Raw genomic sequence first — 19,354 nt, forward strand, 5'->3', positions numbered from 1 at the left:
TCGACATGCCGGATCTTTCGCCCGAAGCACGGCGGCGCGAAGCGCTGCGCTGGCGCTCCGGACTTGCCGAGGCGCGCGAAAGGCTAGGCCCAGGGAGCAGGGCCTGGGAAGTGATCAAGCGCGTGTGGACCGGCGTCTTCAATGACGGGTCGATCCATGCCGGCAATCTTGCCTACATGATCGTCATCGCGCTGTTCCCGTTCTTCATTACCGGGGCCGCGCTGTTCTCGTTTATCGGCGAGGCGAGCCAGCGCGCGGCCGCAATCGATACGGTGCTCATCGCCCTGCCTCCGGTCGTTGCGACGACCATCGAACCGGTTGCCCGCAGCGTGATCGAAGCGCGTACCGGCTGGCTCCTGTGGATCGGCGGACTCTTCGGCCTGTGGACAGTGGGCAGTCTGGTCGAGACGATCCGGGACATCCTGCGCCGCGCCTATGGCACGCGCTGGGAACATGCCTTCTGGCGATACCGGCTGGCATCGACCGGAATCACGCTGGCGTCGGTCGTCCTCATTCTCTTCGCCATTTTCGCACAGGTCGTGATCGGCGCTGCGCAGGAAGTCATCGAGGCATGGTTGCCGCAATTCGCGGATATCCTCGGCAGCCTGGCCCTTTCGCGCTTCATTCCCGCCGTGGTTCTTTATGGCGCGCTGTGGCTGCTGTTCATTTCGCTGACCCCCGGCGCCTATCGCGGGCGCGGCTATCCGAAATGGCCGGGGGCGCTGTTCGTGACGATCTGGTGGATTGTAGTGACGACGCTGCTGCCCACCGCCTTGCGGACGTTCTTTTCGTACGATCTCACCTACGGAAGTCTCGCCGGGGTGATGATCGCCCTTTTCTTTTTCTGGCTGGTGGGCTTAGGGATGGTGGTGGGGGCCGAACTCAACGCCGCACTTGCCGAAACACCGGAAGAGCGCGACATGCTGGGCCAGGCTGACAATCGCGCACGCGCATCGCGCACGAGCGCCGGGAACGAGACAAGAAGCGAGAACACTGACGCATGACTGGACTTATGCAAGGCAAGCGCGGCCTGATCATGGGCCTCGCCAATGACAAGTCGCTCGCCTGGGGCATTGCCAAGCAGCTTCACGAACACGGCGCGGAACTGGCCTTTTCCTACCAGGGCGAAGCGCTGGAGAAGCGCGTGCGCCCGCTGGCCGCGAGCCTTGGCAGCGATTTCCTGATCGAATGCGACGTGTCCGACATGGCCGCGCTCGACCAGACGTTCGAAACACTGAAGGCGAAGTGGCCGACGATCGACTTCATCGTCCACGCCATCGGCTATTCCGACAAGAACCAGCTGCGTGGAAAGTTTTACGACACCACGCTCGACAACTTCCTGATGACCATGAACATCTCGGCCTACAGCCTCGTGGCGGTGACCAAGCGGGCCATGGAGATGATGCCGAACGGCGGGTCGATCCTGACGCTGACCTATTACGGCGCGGAAAAGGTCGTGCCGCACTACAACGTGATGGGCGTGGCCAAGGCGGCGCTGGAAACCAGCGTGAAGTACCTCGCCAACGACTGCGGGCCTTCGGGCGTGCGCGTGAATGCGATTTCGGCAGGCCCGATCAAGACGCTGGCCGCCAGCGGCATCGGCGATTTCCGCTACATCCTCAAGTGGAACGAGCTGAACAGCCCGCTGCGCCGCAACGTGACCATCGAGGACGTGGGCGGTGCGGGTCTCTACCTGCTGTCCGACCTGTCATCGGGCGTGACTGGCGAGACGCATCACGTTGATGCCGGTTATCACACCGTCGGCATGAAGCAGGAAGACGCGCCGGATATTGCTTTGGGTTGATGTACCGGCTGTCGCCGGTGCCCACCCCCTACCCCCCCGCCTGCGGGAGGTGAGAACAACGCAGCACGATAACACGCCCTCCCGCAAGCGGGAGGGCCGCGAGACTTACGTCAGCGCAGCTGGCGTTAGTTGCAGCTGGGTGGGCTGTTACGGCTGCGCGGGTGCGGAAGTGGCCGGAGCCTGCTCGCCGGCTTGCTCCCGTTCGCGCTTCAGCCTTGCTTCGTATTCCTTTTCGATCTGCTCGACGCGGGCCTGTTCGGCGGCGGCATCGGCGTCGATGGTCTCGAGCCGCTTGGCACGCTCTTCCTCGATCAGCTTGCCGAACTGGACGTCGGAGCTGTTCTTCTTCTCGGCATAGGCGCGGTCGATCAGGCGGGCAAGGCAGCCGGTGGCGCCGCCAGCGCCCACGGCCGAACACGAGTTGGTGCCGAAGTTGCCGACAGTCTCATAGGCGCGGACCTTCTGGCTCCACGCCTGGTTGACCGTGGCATTGGGGTTGTCGCGCAGCGCCTTGGGAATGCGGAAGCGTTCTTCCTCTTCCTTGCGCGCGCAGACGGTGATCGTGCTGCCTTCGGAATTGGGGCACGGATCGTCGCCATAGACGATCAGCTGGTTCACCTTCTCGCCCGAGGGATCGACCAGCGGCTGGTCCGCCTGGGCAAGCGCCGGAGCGGCAAAGGCGCTGGACAGCAGCAGGGCGGCAGGAATCAGGCGCTTCATCATGGGTCTCCGGTCAGGCTTGCCCCGATATAGGGCGCGCTGCCTGTGAATGGTAGATGAAGGCGCGCAGTTCCCTGCGCTGGATCAAATCCGCTTGGAAAGCGCGATGGCGGCGCGGCAGCCGAGGCGGATGGCGTGGAACAGCACGGGATAGGCAGGCGCCTTTTCTGCGCCAGCCGCCAGCGCTGCATCGCGATGCTCGCGCTCGTCATCGCGGAATTCGCGGATCATCGCGGCGAGTTCCGGGTCCTCGTCGCCCAGTTCCTCGAGCTGTTCGGTGTAGTGCCGGTCAATCTCGGTCTCGATCGCGGCGGTGCAGGCCATGGCGGCTTCGGGGCCGATCAGGGCGGTTGCGGCGCCGAGAGCAAAGCCTGCTGCCGACCATACCGGCTGGAGCGCAGTCGGTCGCACGCCGCGCTGGGCGATCAGGGCATCGAACTTCGCGCGGTGCCCGGCTTCCTGCTCGGCCATAGCGGCGATTTCCGCCGAATGCGGGGCGCGGTTGCCCATGACGGCAAGCTGGCCTGCGTAGATCCGCGTTGCGCCGAATTCGCCGGCCTGATCGACGCGCAGCATTTCGGCGAATTTGGTCATCTCACGCTCCCTTGCGGCTTTTGCCGAGCAGCGCGAAGACAAGGATCGCGCCTGCGGCCGAGATCAGGAAGTTGAACCCGGCGAGGCTGATTCCGAACATGGACCAAGGTGCCACGTCACAGCGCACGACCGGGGCATTCATGATCGCATCCAGAGGATTGCCGCCGCCCGCGACGGTGGAACAGGCGGTGACGCCTTCCCACCAGCCGTATTCGACACCGGCATGGAATCCGCCGATCAGGCCGGAAATGCCGATGGCCGTGGCGGCGAGCGTCACCGCAAGATCGCCGGAGCCCTTCCCCTTCATCGTCAGCGCCAGGAGCGCCAGCACGATGGCGGCGATGTGCGGGTAGCGCTGCCACCAGCACATCTGGCACGGGTAGAGCCCGAACACGTATTGCGAGATCAGCGCCCCGCCCATCAGCGCGGCGGGCACGATCAGGGCAAGCGCGTAGGCGGCGTTGCGGGACGGCTGCGAGGTCATGCCGCGCGCTCTATTAGCGCTTCATCTTTGCTGCAAGCGCCGCGCTCGGCTGGGTCCGATTGAGGGTCTGCACGGCGTAGTACAGCTGGAAATCCTTGATGTCCTTTGCCTTCAGTTCCTCGGGCGTCATCTTGAAGCGCGGGTCCTCGATCTTGTCCTTCTCGAGGTCCTTGTCCTCAAGCTTGATCTCGTTGATCAGGTGGCCGCGCAGGTCGCTCTCGCGGTAGGAGCGCAGCTGGCGCTTGCGCAGGTCGGGGTCGGAGATCTGCGGCACGGTAATGTCCGGATCGATGCCGCCTTCCTGCACGCTGCGGCCCGAAGGCGTGTAATAGCGCGCAGTGGTGAGCTTGACCGCAGTATCGCGCGTGAGCGGGATCAGCGTCTGCACGCTGCCCTTGCCGAAGCTGCGCTGGCCCATCACCACGGCGCGGTGCTGGTCCTGCAGGGCCCCTGCAACGATTTCCGATGCCGAAGCCGAGCCTTCGTCGATCAGCACGATCATCGGAACGCCCTTGGCGATATCGCCCTTGGTGTCGATCTCCGCCGGATAGACCTCGGTATCGCGGGCGTAGCGGCCACGCTGCGAGACAATCGTGCCCTTGTCGAGGAACAGGTCCGACAGGGCGACGGCCTCATCCAGCAAGCCGCCGGGATTGCCGCGCAAGTCGAGCACCAGGCCGGTGACCTTGCCGCCGGTCTTCACCTTGGCTTCGTTCCAGGCGCGCTGCACCGAGGCGCCGACATCGGCGCTGAAGCTGGACACCGAAATGACGGCGACACTGCCCTTCATCGCGAGTTCGACTGGCTTGAGTTCGATGATCTTGCGCGTGATCGTGACGTCAAATGGTTCGTCGCGACCGGGGCGGAAGACGCTGAGCTTGATCTGCGTGCCCGGCACCCCGCGCATCTGATCGACCGCTTCGTCGAGCGAGCCGCCGTAGATCAGCTTGCCATCGAGATGGGTGATGAAATCGCCCGCCTTGATGCCGGCAAGGTCTGCCGGGCTGCCCTTGGTCGGCGCGATGACCTTGACCGCGCCATCATCCATCGTCACCGACAGGCCGAGCCCACCGTAGGAGCCTTCGGTCTGCGTGCGCAGGTTCTCGAAGTCGCGGGCATCGAGGTAGGCGCTGTGCGGATCGAGCGTGGCAAGCATGCCGTCGATCGCGCCCTTGAGCAGCTTGTCGTCATCGACCGGCTCGACATAGCTCGACTTGATCCGTTCGTAGACGGCCATCAGCTTGCCGAATTCGGGCCCGGACTTGGCGTCGACAGCGGCAAGGCCGGTGGTCGCCACCGGGATCAGCGCCACGGCGGTTACGAGCGCAGTGGCGCGCAGCAGGGGGGCGAACTTCATGTGCCCAAAGGCCTTTCGCGAAGAGGCAGACATTGTGGAGGTTCTATAACCCCCGCTGAATTAACACCAGATGAGGTTTTGGGACAGGGCGAGCCCGGTTCGTCGACAAACGGCGGATTCAATCCGACCAGCGTCGTCAGCTGCGCAGATCGAGCGGATTGACCGGCGTGCCATCGCGGCGGAGTTCCACCGTGAGGACCGGACGCCCCGGCCCGGCGACTCCCAGAGGCGAGCCTTGCACGACCTTGTCGCCGACGCGCGCGGCCACGCGGCCGAGATTGGTGACGAGCGTGGTCCAGCCGCCGGAATGTTCGACGATGACGATGGTGCCATAGCCGCGATAGGGCCCGGCAAAGGCAACGCGGCCATCGGCAGGGGAAATGACTTGCGCACCGCCAGCAGGCGCGAGCGCGACCCCGGTGGTCAGGCCCGTGGGCGATTGCGCGCCGAAGCCCGAGACCAGACGGCCCGAGACCGGCATGATCCAGGCGAGCTTCGGCGTGGAGGTGGCCAGCAGCGGCGGGGGCGCGTCCAGAACCTTGAGCACCTCGCCCGGACGCGCTGGCGGCAGCACCGGGCCGGGCAGAGCGGCAAGCTGCTGGCGCAAGGCACCGTCGGCCTCGAGCCTGCCCATCAGGCCGGACAGGTCGCGTGTCTGTTCGGCCAAGGCCAGCGCGCGATCGGATTCCTGCGCGGCAACGCCCTGCGCCGCGCGCGATGCGAGCCGCTGGCGACTTTCGAGGGCGGCAAGTTCGGTGCGGCGGGCGCCGAGGGACTTTTCGCCTTCGCGCAACTGCTGCGCAGCAAGGCGCGCTTCGTCCTGCAGCTTGCGACCGCGCACGATTTCGGCACGCAGCGAAGCGGTGCGTCTCTGCACTTCGGGGAGCATGGTCTCCATCACCGCGCGCAGGTGGATGGTGTCACGCACCGAATCGGCGCGGACGAGACTGAAGGCAAGCGGGCGGCGGGCCATCATCTGCAGTGCCGCTGTCAGCCGCACGACCGGTTCCTGCCGCTCGGCCATGCGACTGCGCAAGGTTTCGCGCTGACGGTCAATCAGCACGATCTTCGCCTGCGCCAGCTGGATCTCTGCCTCGGACTGCTGGATGCGCGCAGCGACAGCGGCGGCTTCGCGCGCAGTGCGGTCTGCCTCGGCGGTCGCCTTTTGTGCGGCCTGTTCGAGCTGTTCGGCGCGGCTGCGCGATTGCGCCAGTGCCTGCCCGGCGCGACGCAGCACATCTCCCGCCTCACCGGCATCGGCATAGGGCGTGGCCTGCTGTGCCGTTACCTGCCAGCCGAGGGCCCCAATGAGGAGTAAGCAAGCAAAAACAAAGGCAAGGCGTGACGTCATGGCGCCACTATCCTTCGCGGTGGTAAGGATGGCCAGCGAGAATGCTGGTGGCGCGCCAGAGCTGTTCTGCCAGCATGGCGCGGGCCATCATGTGCGGCCAGGTGGCCTTGCCGAACGCGATCAGCAGGTCGGCGGAATCGCGCAAGGGGTCGTCGTGACCGTCAGCCGCGCCGATCAGGAACCGCGTTTCGCGCACGCCGTCATCACGCCAGCGGCCAAGGATCGCGGCGAACTCGCTCGAGGTCAGCTGCCTGCCCCGTTCATCGAGCGCGACCGTGCGTGATGGCGTCTGCGATGGCGAAGGGACAGTGCCGCCCCGGTCGGGCAGTTCGGTGACCTTCCAGCCCCACGAGATCCGCTTGGCATAACGCTCGACGAGCTCAGCCTCGGGCGAACGACCGATCTTTCCGCGGGCGATGACGTGGAGCAGCATGGGACCGGTCTAGCCGGGAATGGGCTGCGTGAGAATCCCCAGAACCAAAACAAGAGCGGCACCAGACCGCTTCCCCGGCCCGATCATCTTACCAGGTAGGCTCTGAGTGGTCGGGCCGGGGGAGTGGGCTGGTGCCGCAAGCCCTTGGCGGATGCCAAGGGCGCACGTCACGAATCACGCCGCGCCGGCGTCTCCGAAGGCCCACATGCGTTCGAGGTTGTAGAACGTGCGCACCTCCGGGCGGAAGAGGTGGACGACCACGTCGCCCGCATCGATCAGCACCCAGTCCGCCGCCGGAAGACCCTCGATCCGCACGTGGCCGAAACCTCCGTGCTTGATCCGCTCGGCCAGCTTCTGCGCCATCGCCGCGACCTGACGGGTCGAGCGGCCCGAAGCGATCACCATATAATCGGCAACGGAGCTCTTGCCCTCGAGCGGGATGGAAACCACCTCCTGCGCCTGATCGTCGTCAAGCGACTGCAGCACGAGATCGTGCAGCGCGGCGGGGGTGTAGGGTGTCTTCGGAGCGGTGCCGGCATTGGCCGACAGCGGTTGTACGCTGGTCATGATGCGCGAAATGGCCTCCGTGGCTCAAGAGTCAAGGGATAACGGTTGGAACGCGCAAGAGTTTCTATGTCCCGCACCATGGCGGAACATGGATCAAGGTGTTGCGCGGTCAGGATTTTCCTCGCTTGATAAGGCCCGGAGAGACCGGGCGATGCGTTACGGCATCGCGCATGGCCGCTGGTGCGTAGCGGCGGGACCAATCCGGATCGTGGGCGCGAATCGCGCTGGCAGACCGATGGTCAGGATCGAAGCGAAGAATGGTCAGCGCCGGAGCGCTCCGCATTGCGCCGGAGACGAACTGTCCGGGCCGCTGGCGCCAGCGGCGCAGCCAGGCCATGGCAGGACTTGCCAAGGCAGCCGAATCATAACCCGGACGCGCAATCACCGCAATCGGCATCTCGCGCGCGATCTGCCGCCAGTGCTTCCACTTATGAAACTGCGCGAGATTGTCCGCTCCCATCAGCCACACGAAACGGCGTCTGGGATAGCGGCGCTTGATGGCACGCAGGGTGTCGACGGTGAAACGGGTGCCGAGTTCCCGCTCGATCGCGGTGGCGCGGATCGGGGCATTCCGGCTCTGCCGGCGGGCCGAGGCCAGCCGCGCTTCGAGCGGAGCCATGCCGTGGGCCGGCTTGAGCACATTGCCGGGAGAGACCAGCCACCACACCTCGTCAAGCCCCAGCGCCTGAACCGCAAAGAGCGTGACGCGGCGGTGGCCGCCGTGGGCGGGGTTGAAGCTGCCGCCGAACAGGCCGGTCAGGGGCGCAGCGGGATTCCTCAGGGTCTCACTTGTCCCGAGCCACGGACCAGCCACTTGTAGGTGGTGAGGCCTTCGAGCGCGACCGGGCCGCGTGCATGGAGGCGGCCGGTGGCGATGCCGATTTCTGCGCCGAGGCCGAATTCGCCACCATCGGCAAACTGGCTGGAGGCATTGTGCATCACGATGGCGCTGTCGACTTCGGTCAGGAAGCGGTCGGCCACGGCCTGATCCTCGGTGACGATGGCATCGGTATGGCCCGAGGCGTGGGCAGCGACATGTGCCAGCGCTTCGTCGAGGCCGTCGACCACGGCCACCGACAGGATCGCATCGAGATATTCGGTATCCCAGTCGTTGGCGGCGACGGGCACGATGCGCGGATCAATGGCGCGGGCGCGGGCATCGCCGCGCAGCTCGCATCCGGCGTCGAGCAGCGGTTCGACAAGGCCGTGCGGATCGGGATAGGTCGCATCGATCAGCAGGGTTTCCATCGCCCCGCAGATGCCGGTGCGGCGCATCTTGGCGTTGAGCACGATAGCCTTGGCCATCGCCGGATCGGCAGCGGCATGAACAAACGTGTGGTTGATGCCATCAAGGTGGGCAAGGACCGGCACGCGGGCATCGGCCTGCACACGGGCAACGAGGCTCTTGCCACCGCGCGGCACGATCATGTCGATCAGGCCAGCGGCGGCAAGCATCGCACCGACGGCGGCACGGTCCTGCGTGGGCATGAGCTGGACAGCATCGGCGGGCACGCCGCCTTCGACCAGCCCGGCGACCAGCGCCTTGTGGATCGCGCGGTTGGAGTGGACCGCTTCCGATCCGCCACGCAGGATCGTGGCGTTGCCGGAGCGGACGCAGAGCGCGGCGGCGTCGGCGGTCACGTTCGGGCGGCTTTCATAGATAATGCCGATCACGCCGACGGGAATGCGCACACGTTGCAGCACCATGCCGTTGGGGCGCGCGGCTTCTGAAATGACTTCGCCGACAGGATCGGCGAGGCTTGCTACCTGTTCCACCGCATCGGCGATGCCAGCAAGACGTTCGGGCGTGAGCTTCAGGCGATCGAGCATCGCGCTGGTGAGGCCATTCGCTGCGCCGTTGGCCATGTCCTGCTCGTTGGCGGCGAGGATTTCAGTCTCGGCGGCGCGCAAGGCAGAGGCGGCAAGCTTGAGCGCACGCTCCTTGGCTGGCGAATCCATGCGTGCCAACAGGCGCTGCGCCGTGCGGGCGGTGCGGGCGAGGCCTTCGACCAGATCGGTCACGGATTCGGGCTGCTGTGCGGGCTGGCTGGACATGGGGCAGCGCACTAGCACCGGGATTGCCGCGTGTCATCCGGATGGAAGCGAGAAGGGCGAGTCGAAGCCTTTCAAGGCGCGAATTGTGCGCCTGCTTACACCACTGCAAACGATTCATCGGGGGACTCACACGACTCGGCGCGTCTGGCCCGATTCGGATTCGCCAGCCGGGAACCCGATGGCTAGTCCGCGCCGCGACGGGATCTGAATTAACCAAACCAAGCAGAAAAACGACGGGGGTCGCCTGCCTGTGCCATCGATAAAGCCTGCCCGCTTTGCGGCTGCGCCAGCTGTGGCCAATGCGGTTGCACGCGTTCGCAGCTGGTTTCCCGAGCGCGAGTTCTTCATGCGCTCGCAGGGTCAGGTCCGCTTCATCCGCATCTCCTCGCGCCTGCAGATGACAATAGCCGGTGGCATCGCTGCGGCCGTATTGCTGTGGCTGGTGGTCATGGCGGTGACGTTGTTCTCGCAGTTCACCGCCGCGCGCGATCATGCCGCGCTGCTGGAACGCGAAGCGGCGGTGGCATCGGCAGAAAGCCGGGTGGCGAAGTATCGCGGCGGGCTGGAAGGTGTGGCGGACGACCTCGATCGCCGTCAGGACTTCATCGAGAAGGCAATCGAAGGCACGATCGGCGAACTGCCCAGGGACCTGCCGCAAGGCACGGTGTCCGACAGCAGCGGCGAAGCGCAGAAGACCGTGCGCAAGATCTCGATGGAATTGCCCGAGGCAAAGCGCCTCGCCGAAATCGAAGCGCGCCAGCTGGCCTTCATCGAGCGACTGACGCGTTATGCCGATGCGCGTTCGGCGCAGGCTGAAACCGCGATCCGCCGTGTCGGGCTGAACCCGGCGATGCTGCGCGCTGCCTCGCGCGAAGGGCAGGGCGGCCCGCTGATCCGTCTTTTCACCGAAAACGACCAGTCGGTCGACCCGCGCTTTGCCCGCCTTGGCGCCAGCCTCGAACGCATGGCCGCACTGGAAAAGGGGCTACGGCGCATCCCCAACACGCTGCCGGCCAGCCTCGAGTTCATCTCGAGCGGGTTCGGCTATCGCTCCGACCCGTTCACCGGCGGCGCGGCGTTTCATGCCGGGCTGGATTTCCGCGGGCCCGTGGGCGCGCCGATCTATGCGGCGGCGGCGGGCACGGTCAGCTTCGTCGGGCAGAAGCAGGGCTATGGCAACGTCGTCGAGGTCAGCCACGGCAACGGGCTGATGACCCGCTACGCCCACATGTCGCGCACGGTCGCGCGCATTGGCCAGAAGGTCGACGCTGGTGCGGAAATCGGCAAGATCGGCAACACCGGGCGCTCGACCGGCCCCCATCTCCACTTCGAAGTGCGGATCAACGACCGTCCGGTCAACCCGCGCCCCTTCCTTGAGGCAAACAGGCATGTTCAGGAAATCCGCGCCGGAAGCGCCGCGCACAACATCGGGGAGTAACACGACCATGGCCGCTACATTCTCCGTGCTTGGTGCCGATCTCGCTGTGAAGGGTGATCTTTCGGCGACTGCTGACCTGCACATCGACGGCAGCGTAGAAGGTGACATCACTTGCGCCGCGCTCGTGCAGGGCGAGAAGAGCACTGTCACCGGCGCGATCAAGGCGCGGTCGGCGCGGCTTTCGGGCACGGTCCATGGCTCGATCGAAGCGGGAGAACTGGTGATCCTCAAGACCGCCCGCATCCACGGCGATGTCAGCTATGATGCGCTGACGATCGAACAGGGCGCGCAGGTCGACGGCAGGTTCGCCCATCGGGTTCACGCTGGGGAGGAGCCGTCTCTGACGCTCGTCAGCTAAGGTTCCCAAACAAAAACTTGCCGATTCGCCATTCCCGGCTTACATCGGCGAGGTTCAAGGCCGCTCCGCGAGGGGCGGCCCTTATTGTATCCGCGTTTTGCGGGACCGCTTTTTTTCGGGAGATTGTCCGTGAGCAACCAGCCCACGTATCCGCTGATGCCGCACGCCACTGCGTCCTGGCTCGTCGACAACACCGCGCTGACCTTCGAGCAGATCGCCGAGTTCTGCGGCCTTCACATCCTTGAAGTGCAGGCCATGGCCGACGACCTGGCCGGGCAGAAGTACACCGGGCGCGATCCGATCCATTCGGGCGAATTGAACCAGGCCGAGATCGACAAGGGCCAGGCCAATCCCGAATACAAGCTGAAGATGCAGCGTGCCCCGCTGGCCGTCAGCCGCACCAAGGGCCCGCGCTATACCCCGGTTTCGAAGCGTCAGGACAAGCCCGATGGCATCGCCTGGATCCTGCGCAACCATCCCGAAGTTTCCGACGCGCAGATCGGCAAGCTGATCGGCACGACGCGCACGACAATCGCCGCGATCCGCGATCGCAGCCACTGGAACATCGGCAACATCAACCCGAAGGACCCGGTCACGCTGGGCCTGTGTTCGCAGCGCGAACTCGATTCGCTGGTCGCCAAGGCCGCGAAGAAGGCTGGCATCGAGGACAACGGCGAAGCCGCGCTGCGCCTTGGCACCGACCGTGAAGCGCTGATCGAGGAACTGCGCGCCGAGCGTCAGGCCTCGGCCAAGGCCGCATCGGAAGCCGCGCAGGAAGCCGAAGCGGCAGCATGGCTTGCCGCGCGCCGCGCCGAGGGCATTTCCGACAGCTGAGGTCCGGCTGGAGCCGACACGAAAAGGGGCCGCCCTTGCGAAGGGGCGGCCTTTTTGTTGGCTGTCGCCAATGCCCACCCCCAGCCCCTCCCGCCGGCGGGAGGGGAGTCAGGGCTGTGCTTTATCCCCCCTCCCGCCGGCGGGAGGGGTTGGGGGTGGGCATCGCACGCAGTGCGATTTCCCGCGCGCTCAGACCGCCAGCACGATCTTGCCGATGTGGCTGCCCTGTTCCATGCGGGCGTGGGCGGCCGAAGCCTCGGCCAGGGGAAAGGTCCGGTCCATGATCGGGCGCAGTTCGCCGGTGGCGACGAGCGGCCAGACCGTCTCGCGGATTTCGGACGCAAGCGCCGCCTTGAAGGCCTTTGAACGCGGGCGCAGCGTCGAGCCCGTAAGCGTGAGCCGGCGGCGCATGACTTCGGCCATGTTGAGTTCCGCCTTCACCCCGCCCTGCACCGCTATTGTCACATGGCGGCCATCATCGGCCAGGCACTTGAGATTGCGCGCCACGTAATCACCCGCAACCATATCGAGCACCATGTCGACCCCGCGGCCTTCCGTGATGCGCTTGACCTCTTCCACGAAGTCGCTGGCCTTGTAGTCGATCGCATGGGCCGCGCCGATCTCGAGCGCCTGGTGGCACTTCTCTGGGCCGCCCGCAGTGACGATTACCGTTACGTCGAACAGCTTGCCGAGCAGGACCGCCATCGAACCGATGCCACTGGTGCCGCCGTGAACGAGGATTGTCTCGCCCGGTGCCGCCATGCCGCGTTCGAACACGTTGTGCCAGACGGTGAACAGGGTTTCCGGGATCGCGGCAGCCTCTGCCATGGAAAGGCCGGTCGGCACCTGGAGGCACTGCGCAGCCTCGGCGATGCAGTACTCTGCGTAGCCGCCGCCTGCCACGAGGGCGCAGACCATCGTGCCGGTGAAAGGCCAGGTCACCCCTTCGCCCATCGCAACGACCTGCCCCGACACTTCGAGGCCCGGCAGGGGCGAGGCGTCGGGGGGCGGGGGATAGAAGCCCTGACGCTGGATGACATCGGGGCGATTCACGCCCGCAAAGGCCACCTTGACCAGCACCTGCCCCGGTCCCGGCACCGGAACCGGGACGCTTTCCGGTCGCAGGACTTCAGGCCCGCCGGGCGCGTCCCAGCCAATTGCCGTCATTGTTGCAGGAATGCCGCTCATCCGCCGCTGTTGCCCCTGTGAATACCAATTTGCCTCTGGCTAGCCATGCAAGGCGTTGACAGCAAGGCATTGCAATGCCCAAACTGCCCGGAATGGACCATGATGAGCGCCCTCGCCCGAAAGGGGACCTGGCCAGCCAGCTGGCAACCGAAGTGCTCGACCCCTATTCGCACGATGAACTGAACGAGCGCATTCGCCTGCTCGAACTCGAGATCATGCGCACCGTCGCCCATCGCGACAAGGCGAGCGCCCATCGCGCTGCGGCAGAAGCGCTGTTTCGAACGCCGCCCGGCTCAGGCGAAGCAGGATGAATTCGCGCGCCCTTCCCTTTGCCGAAGGGCGTTACCATATCTCGCGATATACGGGTGTCTTTCAGACATCTGTTCTCACCCTCACACGTGGTTTAGCCCGGGTTAATAACGCGTGTGCACTCTCCATGTCGGAGAACCCACCGGCGCAAGCCAGAAAGTAGCCGCAACATGCCCAGTTTCGCCCAGAGTCTCGAGAAAACGCTGCACACCGCGCTCGCCAACGCGTCCGAGCGCAGCCACGAGTACGCGACTCTCGAGCATCTCCTGCTGGCCCTGATCGATGATCCGGACGCGGCGCAGGTCATGCAGGCTTGCGGCGTGGACCTTGGGGATCTTGGCGACGTGGTGCGCCAGTACCTCGATCAGGAATACCAGTCGCTCAAGACCCAGGAAAAGGCCGATCCGCAGCCGACCGCCGGGTTCCAGCGGGTGATCCAGCGCGCCATTCTTCACGTGCAGTCCTCGGGCAAGGACACCGTGACGGGCGCCAACGTGCTGGTCGCACTGTTCTCCGAGCGCGATTCCTACGCTGTCTATTTCCTGCAGCAGCAGGACATGAGCCGCCTTGATGCGGTCAGCTTCATCAGCCACGGCATTGGCAAGGGCGGCCGCCAGGTCGAAGGCCGCACGCCCAAGGGCGCCGAGGAGGAGGCTCCGAAGCAGCAGGAAGAGAAGGCCGACACCAAGGGCCAGAAGAAGGAAACCGCGCTCGACCAGTTCTGCGTCAACCTCAACGAGAAGGCGCTGAACGGCAAGGTCGATCCGCTGATCGGGCGCGGCCCGGAAGTGGACCGTACCATCCAGATCCTGTGCCGCCGCTCCAAGAACAACCCGCTTTACGTGGGCGATCCGGGCGTGGGCAAGACGGCGATTGCCGAGGGCCTCGCGCGCAAGATCGTCGAAGGCGAAGTGCCCGAAGTGCTGTCCGAAGCGGTGATCTACTCGCTCGACATGGGCAGCCTGCTCGCGGGCACGCGCTATCGCGGCGACTTCGAGGAACGCCTCAAGCAGGTCGTCTCGGAACTCGAGAAGATGCCTCACGCGGTGCTGTTCATCGACGAGATCCACACCGTGATCGGCGCTGGCGCCACCAGCGGCGGGGCGATGGACGCCTCGAACCTCCTGAAACCTGCGCTTTCGGGCGGGACGATCCGTTGCATCGGCTCGACCACGTACAAGGAGTTCCGCAACCACTTCGAGAAGGACCGTGCCCTGCTGCGCCGGTTCCAGAAGATCGACGTGAACGAGCCGACCGTCGAGGACACCATCAAGATCCTTCGGGGCCTCCGCACCGCGTTCGAGGAGCACCACAAGGTCAAGTACACGCCGGACGCGATCAAGACCGCGGTCGAGCTTTCGGCGCGATACATCAATGACCGCAAGCTGCCCGACAAGGCGATCGACGTGATCGACGAGGTGGGCGCGATGCAGATGCTGGTGCCGCCGAACAAGCGCAAGAAGACGATCACCGCCCGCGAGATCGAGCAGGTCATCGCGACGATGGCGCGCATCCCGCCCAAGTCGGTCAGCAGCGACGACAAGAAGGTGCTCGAACATCTCGAGCGCGATCTCAAGCGTCTGGTCTTCGGGCAGGACAAGGCGATCGAGGTGCTGTCCTCGGCCATGAAGCTGAGCCGCGCCGGCCTGCGCGATGCGGACAAGCCGATCGGCTCGTTCCTGTTCTCGGGTCCCACTGGCGTGGGCAAGACCGAAGTTGCCCGCAGCCTCGCCCAGATCATGGGCATTCCGCTGCAGCGCTTCGACATGTCGGAATACATGGAGCGGCATTCGGTTTCGCGCCTGATCGGCGCGCCTCCGGGCTATGTCGGCTTCGATCAGGGCGGATTGCTCACCGATGCGATCGACCAGCAGCCGCACTGCGTCCTGCTGCTCGACGAAATCGAGAAGGCCCACCCCGACCTGTTCAACATCCTGCTGCAGGTGATGGACAATGGCCGCCTGACCGACCACCACGGCAAGACGGTGGACTTCCGCAATGTGGTCCTGATCATGACCACCAATGCGGGCGCTTCGGACATGGCGCGGCAGGGCATCGGCTTTGGCGACGTGTCGAAGGCCGACGCCGGTGACGAGGCGGTGAAGAAGATGTTCACGCCTGAATTCCGCAACCGTCTCGATGCGATCGTGCCGTTCGGTTACCTGCCGCCCGAAGTCGTCAGCCGCGTGGTCGACAAGTTCGTGCTGCAGCTCGAACTGCAGCTGGCCGAACAGAACGTCCACATCCAGTTCGATGCCGACGCGCGCAGCTGGCTGGCGAAGAAGGGCTACGACAAGCTCTACGGCGCAAGGCCCATGGCCCGCCTGATCCAGGAGAAGGTCAAGAAGCCGCTCGCCGAGGAACTGCTGTTCGGCAAGCTGGCCAATGGCGGCGAAGTCCACGTCAGCCTGAAGGAGGACGCGCTGTCCTTCGAACTGACGCCAGCCGCGCCAAAGCTGGTCAAGAAGAAGGCCAGGAAGGGCAAGGCGGGAAGCGCGGCGACCGAAGAGCCGAGTGCCGACGAAGCCGAATAGGCTCCAGAGCTGTGCACGAGCAGAGGGGCGGCATCGTGAGGTGCCGCCCCTTCTCGATCATCCTTTATGGCGCCCGAGGCGGCGCGGGATGAGGGGCGTCCCATTCGGCGCGGCTCACCATGCCATCGCCATTCCTGTCGATCATCGAAAATCGGGCGTTGTTGAAGGCCATCCATTCGGACAGGGTCAGCTTGCCGTCACCATCGGCATCGGCGACGGCCAGCAGGTCCCGCGGAGTCAGCCCGTCGATCTCGGCCAGCATGGCAGAGCCCGCGCGGAGTTGGTCGACGTCGAGATTGCCGTTCTGTTTCAGGTCCATCATCTCGAACAGGGTCTGCGCCCCTTGTGCATACTCCGCGCTGGATATCGCCCCATCGCGCGCGGCATCGAGCCGGTCGAAGCTGGCGAGCGGATTGGCCGAGGGCGGCACCGCTGTAACCGGCGGCTCGGCCCCGGCAATCGCCGGGATCGACGCTGTCGGCGAGACATCCGGTCCGGTTTCCTTCTCCTTTCCGTCGCACCCTGCCAAGAGCACAGCGGCGCATAGTGGTGCGAGGAGCAATGTGCTTTTGCGGAGCATGGCCAGTCTCCCGGATCGTCTGTTTGAGGGCGGGCGAAAGCTAACCCGGTGACCTGAACCTCCCCTGTCCCGCGCGCGCAATCCTGTGGCGATGGTTCATCTGGAACGAATCCCGTGAGCCCGCCATTGTTCCGGCATGGCAGCGGCATTTTCGTGGATCAGGGCAGAGCCGATGGGCATCCACGTCGCTCCAGCGGATGTGTGGATCGATCCGGCACGGCCAGTCGATACCGCCCTGGTCACGCATGGGCATGCCGATCATGCACGGGGTGGTCACGGGCGGACAGTGGCGACGCCCGAAACGCTGGCGATCATGCAGCTGCGCTATGGTGTCGAAGCGGATAGCGCGGTCCGGGCGGCGCCTGTTGCCTATGGCGAGACGATCAGCCTTCCCGGAGGGGTGCGCGCAACTTTCGTGCCGGCGGGACATGTCCTTGGCTCTGCGCAGATCCTGCTCGAGCACGCCGGCGAGCGGGTGATCGTGACCGGCGACTACAAGCGCCGTGCCGATCCCACCTGTCCGCCCTTCGAAGTGACGCCCTGCGACGTGTTCATCACCGAAGCCACGTTCGGACTGCCGGTGTTCCGCCATCCGCCGATTGCCGAGGAAATGGCCAAGCTGCTCAGTGCCCGCGAGAACGATCAGGGGCGCTGCGTGCTTGTCGGCGCCTATGCCCTGGGCAAGGCGCAGCGGGTGATTGCCGAACTGCGCGCGGCGGGATTTCACGACACGATCTGGCTCCACGGCGCGATGGAACGGATGTGCCGGCTGTATGAGGACCACGGCGTCGATCTTGGCGATCTCAAGGCCGTGGCAGGGGTGCCCAAGGCGGCGCTGGCCAACGGCATCGTGATCTGCCCGCCATCTGCCTTGAACGACCGCTGGAGCCGCCGCCTGCCTGACCCTGTCACCGCCATGGCTTCGGGCTGGATGCGGATGCGGCAGCGGGCGCGGCAACGCAATGTGGAGCTGCCGCTGATCATCTCGGACCACGCTGACTGGGACGAACTGACCCAGACCATCGCGCAAGTGAATCCGGCCGAGACCTGGATCACCCACGGGCGCGAGGAAGCGCTGCTGCGCTGGTGCGAACTGACGCAGCGCAAGGCGCGGGCCCTTGCGCTGGTGGGGTATGAGGACGAGGACGACTGATGGAGCGCTTTGCCGCCCTGCTCGACGCGCTCGTCCTCACGCCATCGCGCAATGCCAAGCTGGCGCTGCTGGCCGACTACATGCGCGAGACACCCGATCCCGACCGCGGCTGGGCGCTGGCCGCGCTGACCGATGGGCTGGACTTCCCCGCAGTCAAGGCCGGGCTGATCCGCTCGCTGATGGCCGAGCGGGTGGACCCCGTGTTGTGGACGTTGAGCCGCGATTATGTTGGCGACACCGCCGAGACGGCCAGCCTGCTCTGGCCGGAACCATTGGGAGATCGGCTGCCTCCGCCTTCCGTAGCGGAGGTGGTAGAAACCCTGCACGCAACCACACGTACCACCGCGCCGGGCGTACTTACCGATCTGCTCGACCGTCTTGACGTCAACGGTCGCTATGCCCTGCTGAAGCTTGCCACCGGTGCGATGCGCATCGGTATTTCGGCGCGGCTCGCCAAGGTCGCGTTCGCACAGGCGTTCAGCGTGAGCGTCGAGGATGTGGAGGAGTACTGGCACGGACAGGCGCCTCCTTACCTGCCCCTGTTCGATTGGGCCGCCAACGGAACTGCGCCTCCGCGCACCGACCTGCTCCCGTTGTTCCGGCCGTTCATGCTGGCACACCCGCTCGAAGCGGAAAGCCTTGAGCTGTCGGAGTTCGCAGCCGAGTGGAAATGGGACGGCATTCGCGTGCAGATCGTCCACGTCGCCGGCGAGACGCGCGTCTATTCGCGCAGTGGCGACGACATTTCCGGCACATTCCCGGAAGTGACGGCAGCGCTTTCCACGCCCTGCGTGCTCGATGGCGAACTGCTGGTGCGCGGGGTGCATCAGGGTGGCGAGAGTGGTGGCGCGGCGAGCTTCAACGCGCTGCAGCAGCGCCTGGGGCGCAAGACCGTGTCGAAGGCTATGCTCAGCGACTATCCCGCCTTCGTACGTCTTTATGACCTGCTGATCGAGGATGGCGAAGACTTGCGCGAATGGGCTTGGGAGCAGCGCCGCGCTCGTCTGGAAGCCCTGGTGCCGAAGCTCGACCAGGGCCGCTTCGATATCTCGCAGGTGATCGAGGCGCGGGACTTTGACGAGCTTGCCGAAGTGCGCGCCCGGGCCCGGGACGAGGCGATCGAGGGAGTCATGCTCAAGCGGCGCGACAGCCCTTACGTCGCCGGGCGGCGGACCGGGCTGTGGTACAAGTGGAAGCGCGATCCGCTGCTGATCGATTGCGTGCTGATGTATGCGCAGCGCGGGAGCGGCAAGCGATCGTCGTTCTATTCGGACTATACCTTCGGCTGCTGGAACGGCGACCCCGACGAGGGCGCGGAACTTCTACCCGTGGGCAAGGCCTATTTCGGGTTCACCGACGATGAACTGAAATGGCTCGACCGCTACGTGCGGCAGCATACGGTAGCCAAGTTTGGCCCAGTGCGCGAAACCGACAAGTCGCTGGTATTCGAAGTCGCCTTTGACTCGGTCCACGCCAGCAAGCGGCACAAATCGGGCGTCGCCATGCGCTTCCCGCGCATCAGCCGCATCCGCAGCGACAAGCCCGCGCATGAAGCGGACCGGCTCGAGACGCTGAAGGGCCTGATCGCGGATTGA

At 65.4% G+C, this 19,354-nt stretch carries 20 protein-coding genes; 9 read left to right on the forward strand and 11 right to left on the reverse strand.

From position 1 onward, the window contains the following. The first annotated feature begins 5 nt into the window (after positions 1-5). Together AC1Q5P_RS08390 and fabI are read left to right on the forward strand one after the other, a co-directional pair. Positions 6-1,004, forward strand: coding sequence for a YihY/virulence factor BrkB family protein (locus AC1Q5P_RS08390; protein ID WP_492518758.1), 999 nt, complete (start codon positions 6-8; stop codon positions 1,002-1,004). Further along, positions 1,001-1,804: an enoyl-ACP reductase FabI gene (gene fabI / locus AC1Q5P_RS08395; RefSeq protein ID WP_039337829.1), complete on the forward strand. Its 804-nt coding sequence runs from the start codon at positions 1,001-1,003 to the stop codon at positions 1,802-1,804. The genes AC1Q5P_RS08390 and fabI overlap by 4 nt, the downstream gene beginning before the upstream one ends. Before the next feature lie 147 nt (positions 1,805-1,951). Here fabI and AC1Q5P_RS08400 read toward each other — a convergent pair whose 3' ends face one another. The 9 genes from AC1Q5P_RS08400 to AC1Q5P_RS08440 form a co-directional block, all read right to left on the reverse strand. Then, on the reverse strand, positions 1,952-2,524 hold the full coding sequence (locus AC1Q5P_RS08400; RefSeq protein WP_492518698.1) for a hypothetical protein: 573 nt from the start codon (positions 2,522-2,524) through the stop codon (positions 1,952-1,954). 84 nt (positions 2,525-2,608) lie between these two features. Then, the gene (locus AC1Q5P_RS08405) at positions 2,609-3,118 is read right to left on the reverse strand and encodes a demethoxyubiquinone hydroxylase family protein (protein ID WP_039337828.1); all 510 of its coding nucleotides are present in this window, start codon (positions 3,116-3,118) and stop codon (positions 2,609-2,611) included. 1 nt (position 3,119) lies between these two features. Further along, entirely contained in the window at positions 3,120-3,602 is a 483-nt protein-coding gene (locus AC1Q5P_RS08410; RefSeq protein WP_492518699.1) for a disulfide bond formation protein B, read from the reverse strand. A gap of 13 nt (positions 3,603-3,615) precedes the next feature. Beyond that, positions 3,616-4,959, reverse strand: a complete 1,344-nt coding sequence (locus AC1Q5P_RS08415; RefSeq protein ID WP_427463572.1) for a S41 family peptidase — start codon at positions 4,957-4,959, stop codon at positions 3,616-3,618. A gap of 136 nt (positions 4,960-5,095) precedes the next feature. After that, positions 5,096-6,310, reverse strand: coding sequence for a murein hydrolase activator EnvC family protein (locus tag AC1Q5P_RS08420; protein ID WP_492518700.1), 1,215 nt, complete (start codon positions 6,308-6,310; stop codon positions 5,096-5,098). A 7-nt stretch (positions 6,311-6,317) separates the two neighbouring features. After that, positions 6,318-6,743 (reverse strand): 23S rRNA (pseudouridine(1915)-N(3))-methyltransferase RlmH, encoded by a 426-nt coding sequence (locus AC1Q5P_RS08425; protein WP_492518701.1) that lies wholly within the window; start codon positions 6,741-6,743, stop codon positions 6,318-6,320. A gap of 174 nt (positions 6,744-6,917) precedes the next feature. Further along, a complete protein-coding gene (rsfS, locus tag AC1Q5P_RS08430; RefSeq protein WP_039337819.1) occupies positions 6,918-7,310 on the reverse strand; it encodes a ribosome silencing factor in 393 nt (130 codons plus the stop codon). A gap of 109 nt (positions 7,311-7,419) precedes the next feature. Beyond that, a complete protein-coding gene (locus tag AC1Q5P_RS08435; RefSeq protein WP_082013508.1) occupies positions 7,420-8,124 on the reverse strand; it encodes a nicotinate-nucleotide adenylyltransferase in 705 nt (234 codons plus the stop codon). Continuing rightward, the gene (locus AC1Q5P_RS08440) at positions 8,088-9,365 is read right to left on the reverse strand and encodes a glutamate-5-semialdehyde dehydrogenase (RefSeq protein WP_492477101.1); all 1,278 of its coding nucleotides are present in this window, start codon (positions 9,363-9,365) and stop codon (positions 8,088-8,090) included. Before AC1Q5P_RS08440 ends, AC1Q5P_RS08435 begins: the two co-directional genes overlap by 37 nt. A gap of 292 nt (positions 9,366-9,657) precedes the next feature. On the opposite strand from AC1Q5P_RS08440, the gene AC1Q5P_RS08445 reads away from it, so the two are divergent. The 3 genes from AC1Q5P_RS08445 to AC1Q5P_RS08455 all read left to right on the forward strand — a co-directional run bounded on the left by AC1Q5P_RS08445 (position 9,658) and on the right by AC1Q5P_RS08455 (position 11,995). Continuing rightward, positions 9,658-10,803 (forward strand): M23 family metallopeptidase, encoded by a 1,146-nt coding sequence (locus tag AC1Q5P_RS08445; protein ID WP_492477102.1) that lies wholly within the window; start codon positions 9,658-9,660, stop codon positions 10,801-10,803. A gap of 7 nt (positions 10,804-10,810) precedes the next feature. Next, on the forward strand, positions 10,811-11,161 hold the full coding sequence (locus AC1Q5P_RS08450) for a bactofilin family protein (protein WP_193827356.1): 351 nt from the start codon (positions 10,811-10,813) through the stop codon (positions 11,159-11,161). A 129-nt stretch (positions 11,162-11,290) separates the two neighbouring features. Then, positions 11,291-11,995 carry a DUF1013 domain-containing protein gene (locus tag AC1Q5P_RS08455; RefSeq protein WP_039337814.1) on the forward strand — a complete coding sequence of 235 codons (705 nt, stop codon included), beginning with the start codon at positions 11,291-11,293 and terminating at the stop codon, positions 11,993-11,995. Between the two features lie 189 nt (positions 11,996-12,184). On the opposite strand, the gene AC1Q5P_RS08460 is transcribed toward AC1Q5P_RS08455, so the two are convergent. Next, complete coding sequence (locus tag AC1Q5P_RS08460; protein WP_492477104.1) at positions 12,185-13,183, reverse strand: NAD(P)H-quinone oxidoreductase; 999 nt, start codon at positions 13,181-13,183, stop codon at positions 12,185-12,187. A 92-nt stretch (positions 13,184-13,275) separates the two neighbouring features. Between AC1Q5P_RS08460 and AC1Q5P_RS08465 the strand changes: the two genes are divergently transcribed. Beyond that, entirely contained in the window at positions 13,276-13,494 is a 219-nt protein-coding gene (locus AC1Q5P_RS08465) for a DUF1192 family protein (RefSeq protein WP_039333298.1), read from the forward strand. A gap of 168 nt (positions 13,495-13,662) precedes the next feature. Further along, positions 13,663-16,026 (forward strand): ATP-dependent Clp protease ATP-binding subunit ClpA, encoded by a 2,364-nt coding sequence (gene clpA, locus AC1Q5P_RS08470; protein WP_039333296.1) that lies wholly within the window; start codon positions 13,663-13,665, stop codon positions 16,024-16,026. A gap of 64 nt (positions 16,027-16,090) precedes the next feature. Here clpA and AC1Q5P_RS08475 read toward each other — a convergent pair whose 3' ends face one another. Beyond that, positions 16,091-16,606 carry an EF-hand domain-containing protein gene (locus AC1Q5P_RS08475; protein WP_082013320.1) on the reverse strand — a complete coding sequence of 172 codons (516 nt, stop codon included), beginning with the start codon at positions 16,604-16,606 and terminating at the stop codon, positions 16,091-16,093. A gap of 136 nt (positions 16,607-16,742) precedes the next feature. Between AC1Q5P_RS08475 and AC1Q5P_RS08480 the strand changes: the two genes are divergently transcribed. Together AC1Q5P_RS08480 and AC1Q5P_RS08485 are read left to right on the forward strand one after the other, a co-directional pair. Further along, a complete protein-coding gene (locus tag AC1Q5P_RS08480) occupies positions 16,743-17,759 on the forward strand; it encodes a ligase-associated DNA damage response exonuclease (protein WP_492518702.1) in 1,017 nt (338 codons plus the stop codon). After that, the gene (locus AC1Q5P_RS08485) at positions 17,759-19,354 is read left to right on the forward strand and encodes a cisplatin damage response ATP-dependent DNA ligase (RefSeq protein WP_492518703.1); all 1,596 of its coding nucleotides are present in this window, start codon (positions 17,759-17,761) and stop codon (positions 19,352-19,354) included. The genes AC1Q5P_RS08480 and AC1Q5P_RS08485 overlap by 1 nt, the downstream gene beginning before the upstream one ends.

This window comes from Novosphingobium sp. GW835-FHT14H07 (genome assembly GCF_058793515.1).

Coding starts and splice junctions, on each gene's coding strand:
- AC1Q5P_RS08475 (WP_082013320.1), bottom strand. CDS start 16,606: ATGCTCCGCAAAAGCACATTGCTCCTCGCACCACTATGCGCCGCTGTG.
- clpA (WP_039333296.1), top strand. CDS start 13,663: ATGCCCAGTTTCGCCCAGAGTCTCGAGAAAACGCTGCACACCGCGCTC.
- AC1Q5P_RS08420 (WP_492518700.1), bottom strand. CDS start 6,310: ATGACGTCACGCCTTGCCTTTGTTTTTGCTTGCTTACTCCTCATTGGG.
- AC1Q5P_RS08485 (WP_492518703.1), top strand. CDS start 17,759: ATGGAGCGCTTTGCCGCCCTGCTCGACGCGCTCGTCCTCACGCCATCG.
- AC1Q5P_RS08425 (WP_492518701.1), bottom strand. CDS start 6,743: ATGCTGCTCCACGTCATCGCCCGCGGAAAGATCGGTCGTTCGCCCGAG.
- rsfS (WP_039337819.1), bottom strand. CDS start 7,310: ATGACCAGCGTACAACCGCTGTCGGCCAATGCCGGCACCGCTCCGAAG.
- AC1Q5P_RS08415 (WP_427463572.1), bottom strand. CDS start 4,959: ATGAAGTTCGCCCCCCTGCTGCGCGCCACTGCGCTCGTAACCGCCGTG.
- AC1Q5P_RS08405 (WP_039337828.1), bottom strand. CDS start 3,118: ATGACCAAATTCGCCGAAATGCTGCGCGTCGATCAGGCCGGCGAATTC.
- AC1Q5P_RS08460 (WP_492477104.1), bottom strand. CDS start 13,183: ATGAGCGGCATTCCTGCAACAATGACGGCAATTGGCTGGGACGCGCCC.
- fabI (WP_039337829.1), top strand. CDS start 1,001: ATGACTGGACTTATGCAAGGCAAGCGCGGCCTGATCATGGGCCTCGCC.
- AC1Q5P_RS08465 (WP_039333298.1), top strand. CDS start 13,276: ATGGACCATGATGAGCGCCCTCGCCCGAAAGGGGACCTGGCCAGCCAG.
- AC1Q5P_RS08480 (WP_492518702.1), top strand. CDS start 16,743: ATGGCAGCGGCATTTTCGTGGATCAGGGCAGAGCCGATGGGCATCCAC.
- AC1Q5P_RS08450 (WP_193827356.1), top strand. CDS start 10,811: ATGGCCGCTACATTCTCCGTGCTTGGTGCCGATCTCGCTGTGAAGGGT.
- AC1Q5P_RS08440 (WP_492477101.1), bottom strand. CDS start 9,365: ATGTCCAGCCAGCCCGCACAGCAGCCCGAATCCGTGACCGATCTGGTC.
- AC1Q5P_RS08390 (WP_492518758.1), top strand. CDS start 6: ATGCCGGATCTTTCGCCCGAAGCACGGCGGCGCGAAGCGCTGCGCTGG.
- AC1Q5P_RS08410 (WP_492518699.1), bottom strand. CDS start 3,602: ATGACCTCGCAGCCGTCCCGCAACGCCGCCTACGCGCTTGCCCTGATC.
- AC1Q5P_RS08400 (WP_492518698.1), bottom strand. CDS start 2,524: ATGAAGCGCCTGATTCCTGCCGCCCTGCTGCTGTCCAGCGCCTTTGCC.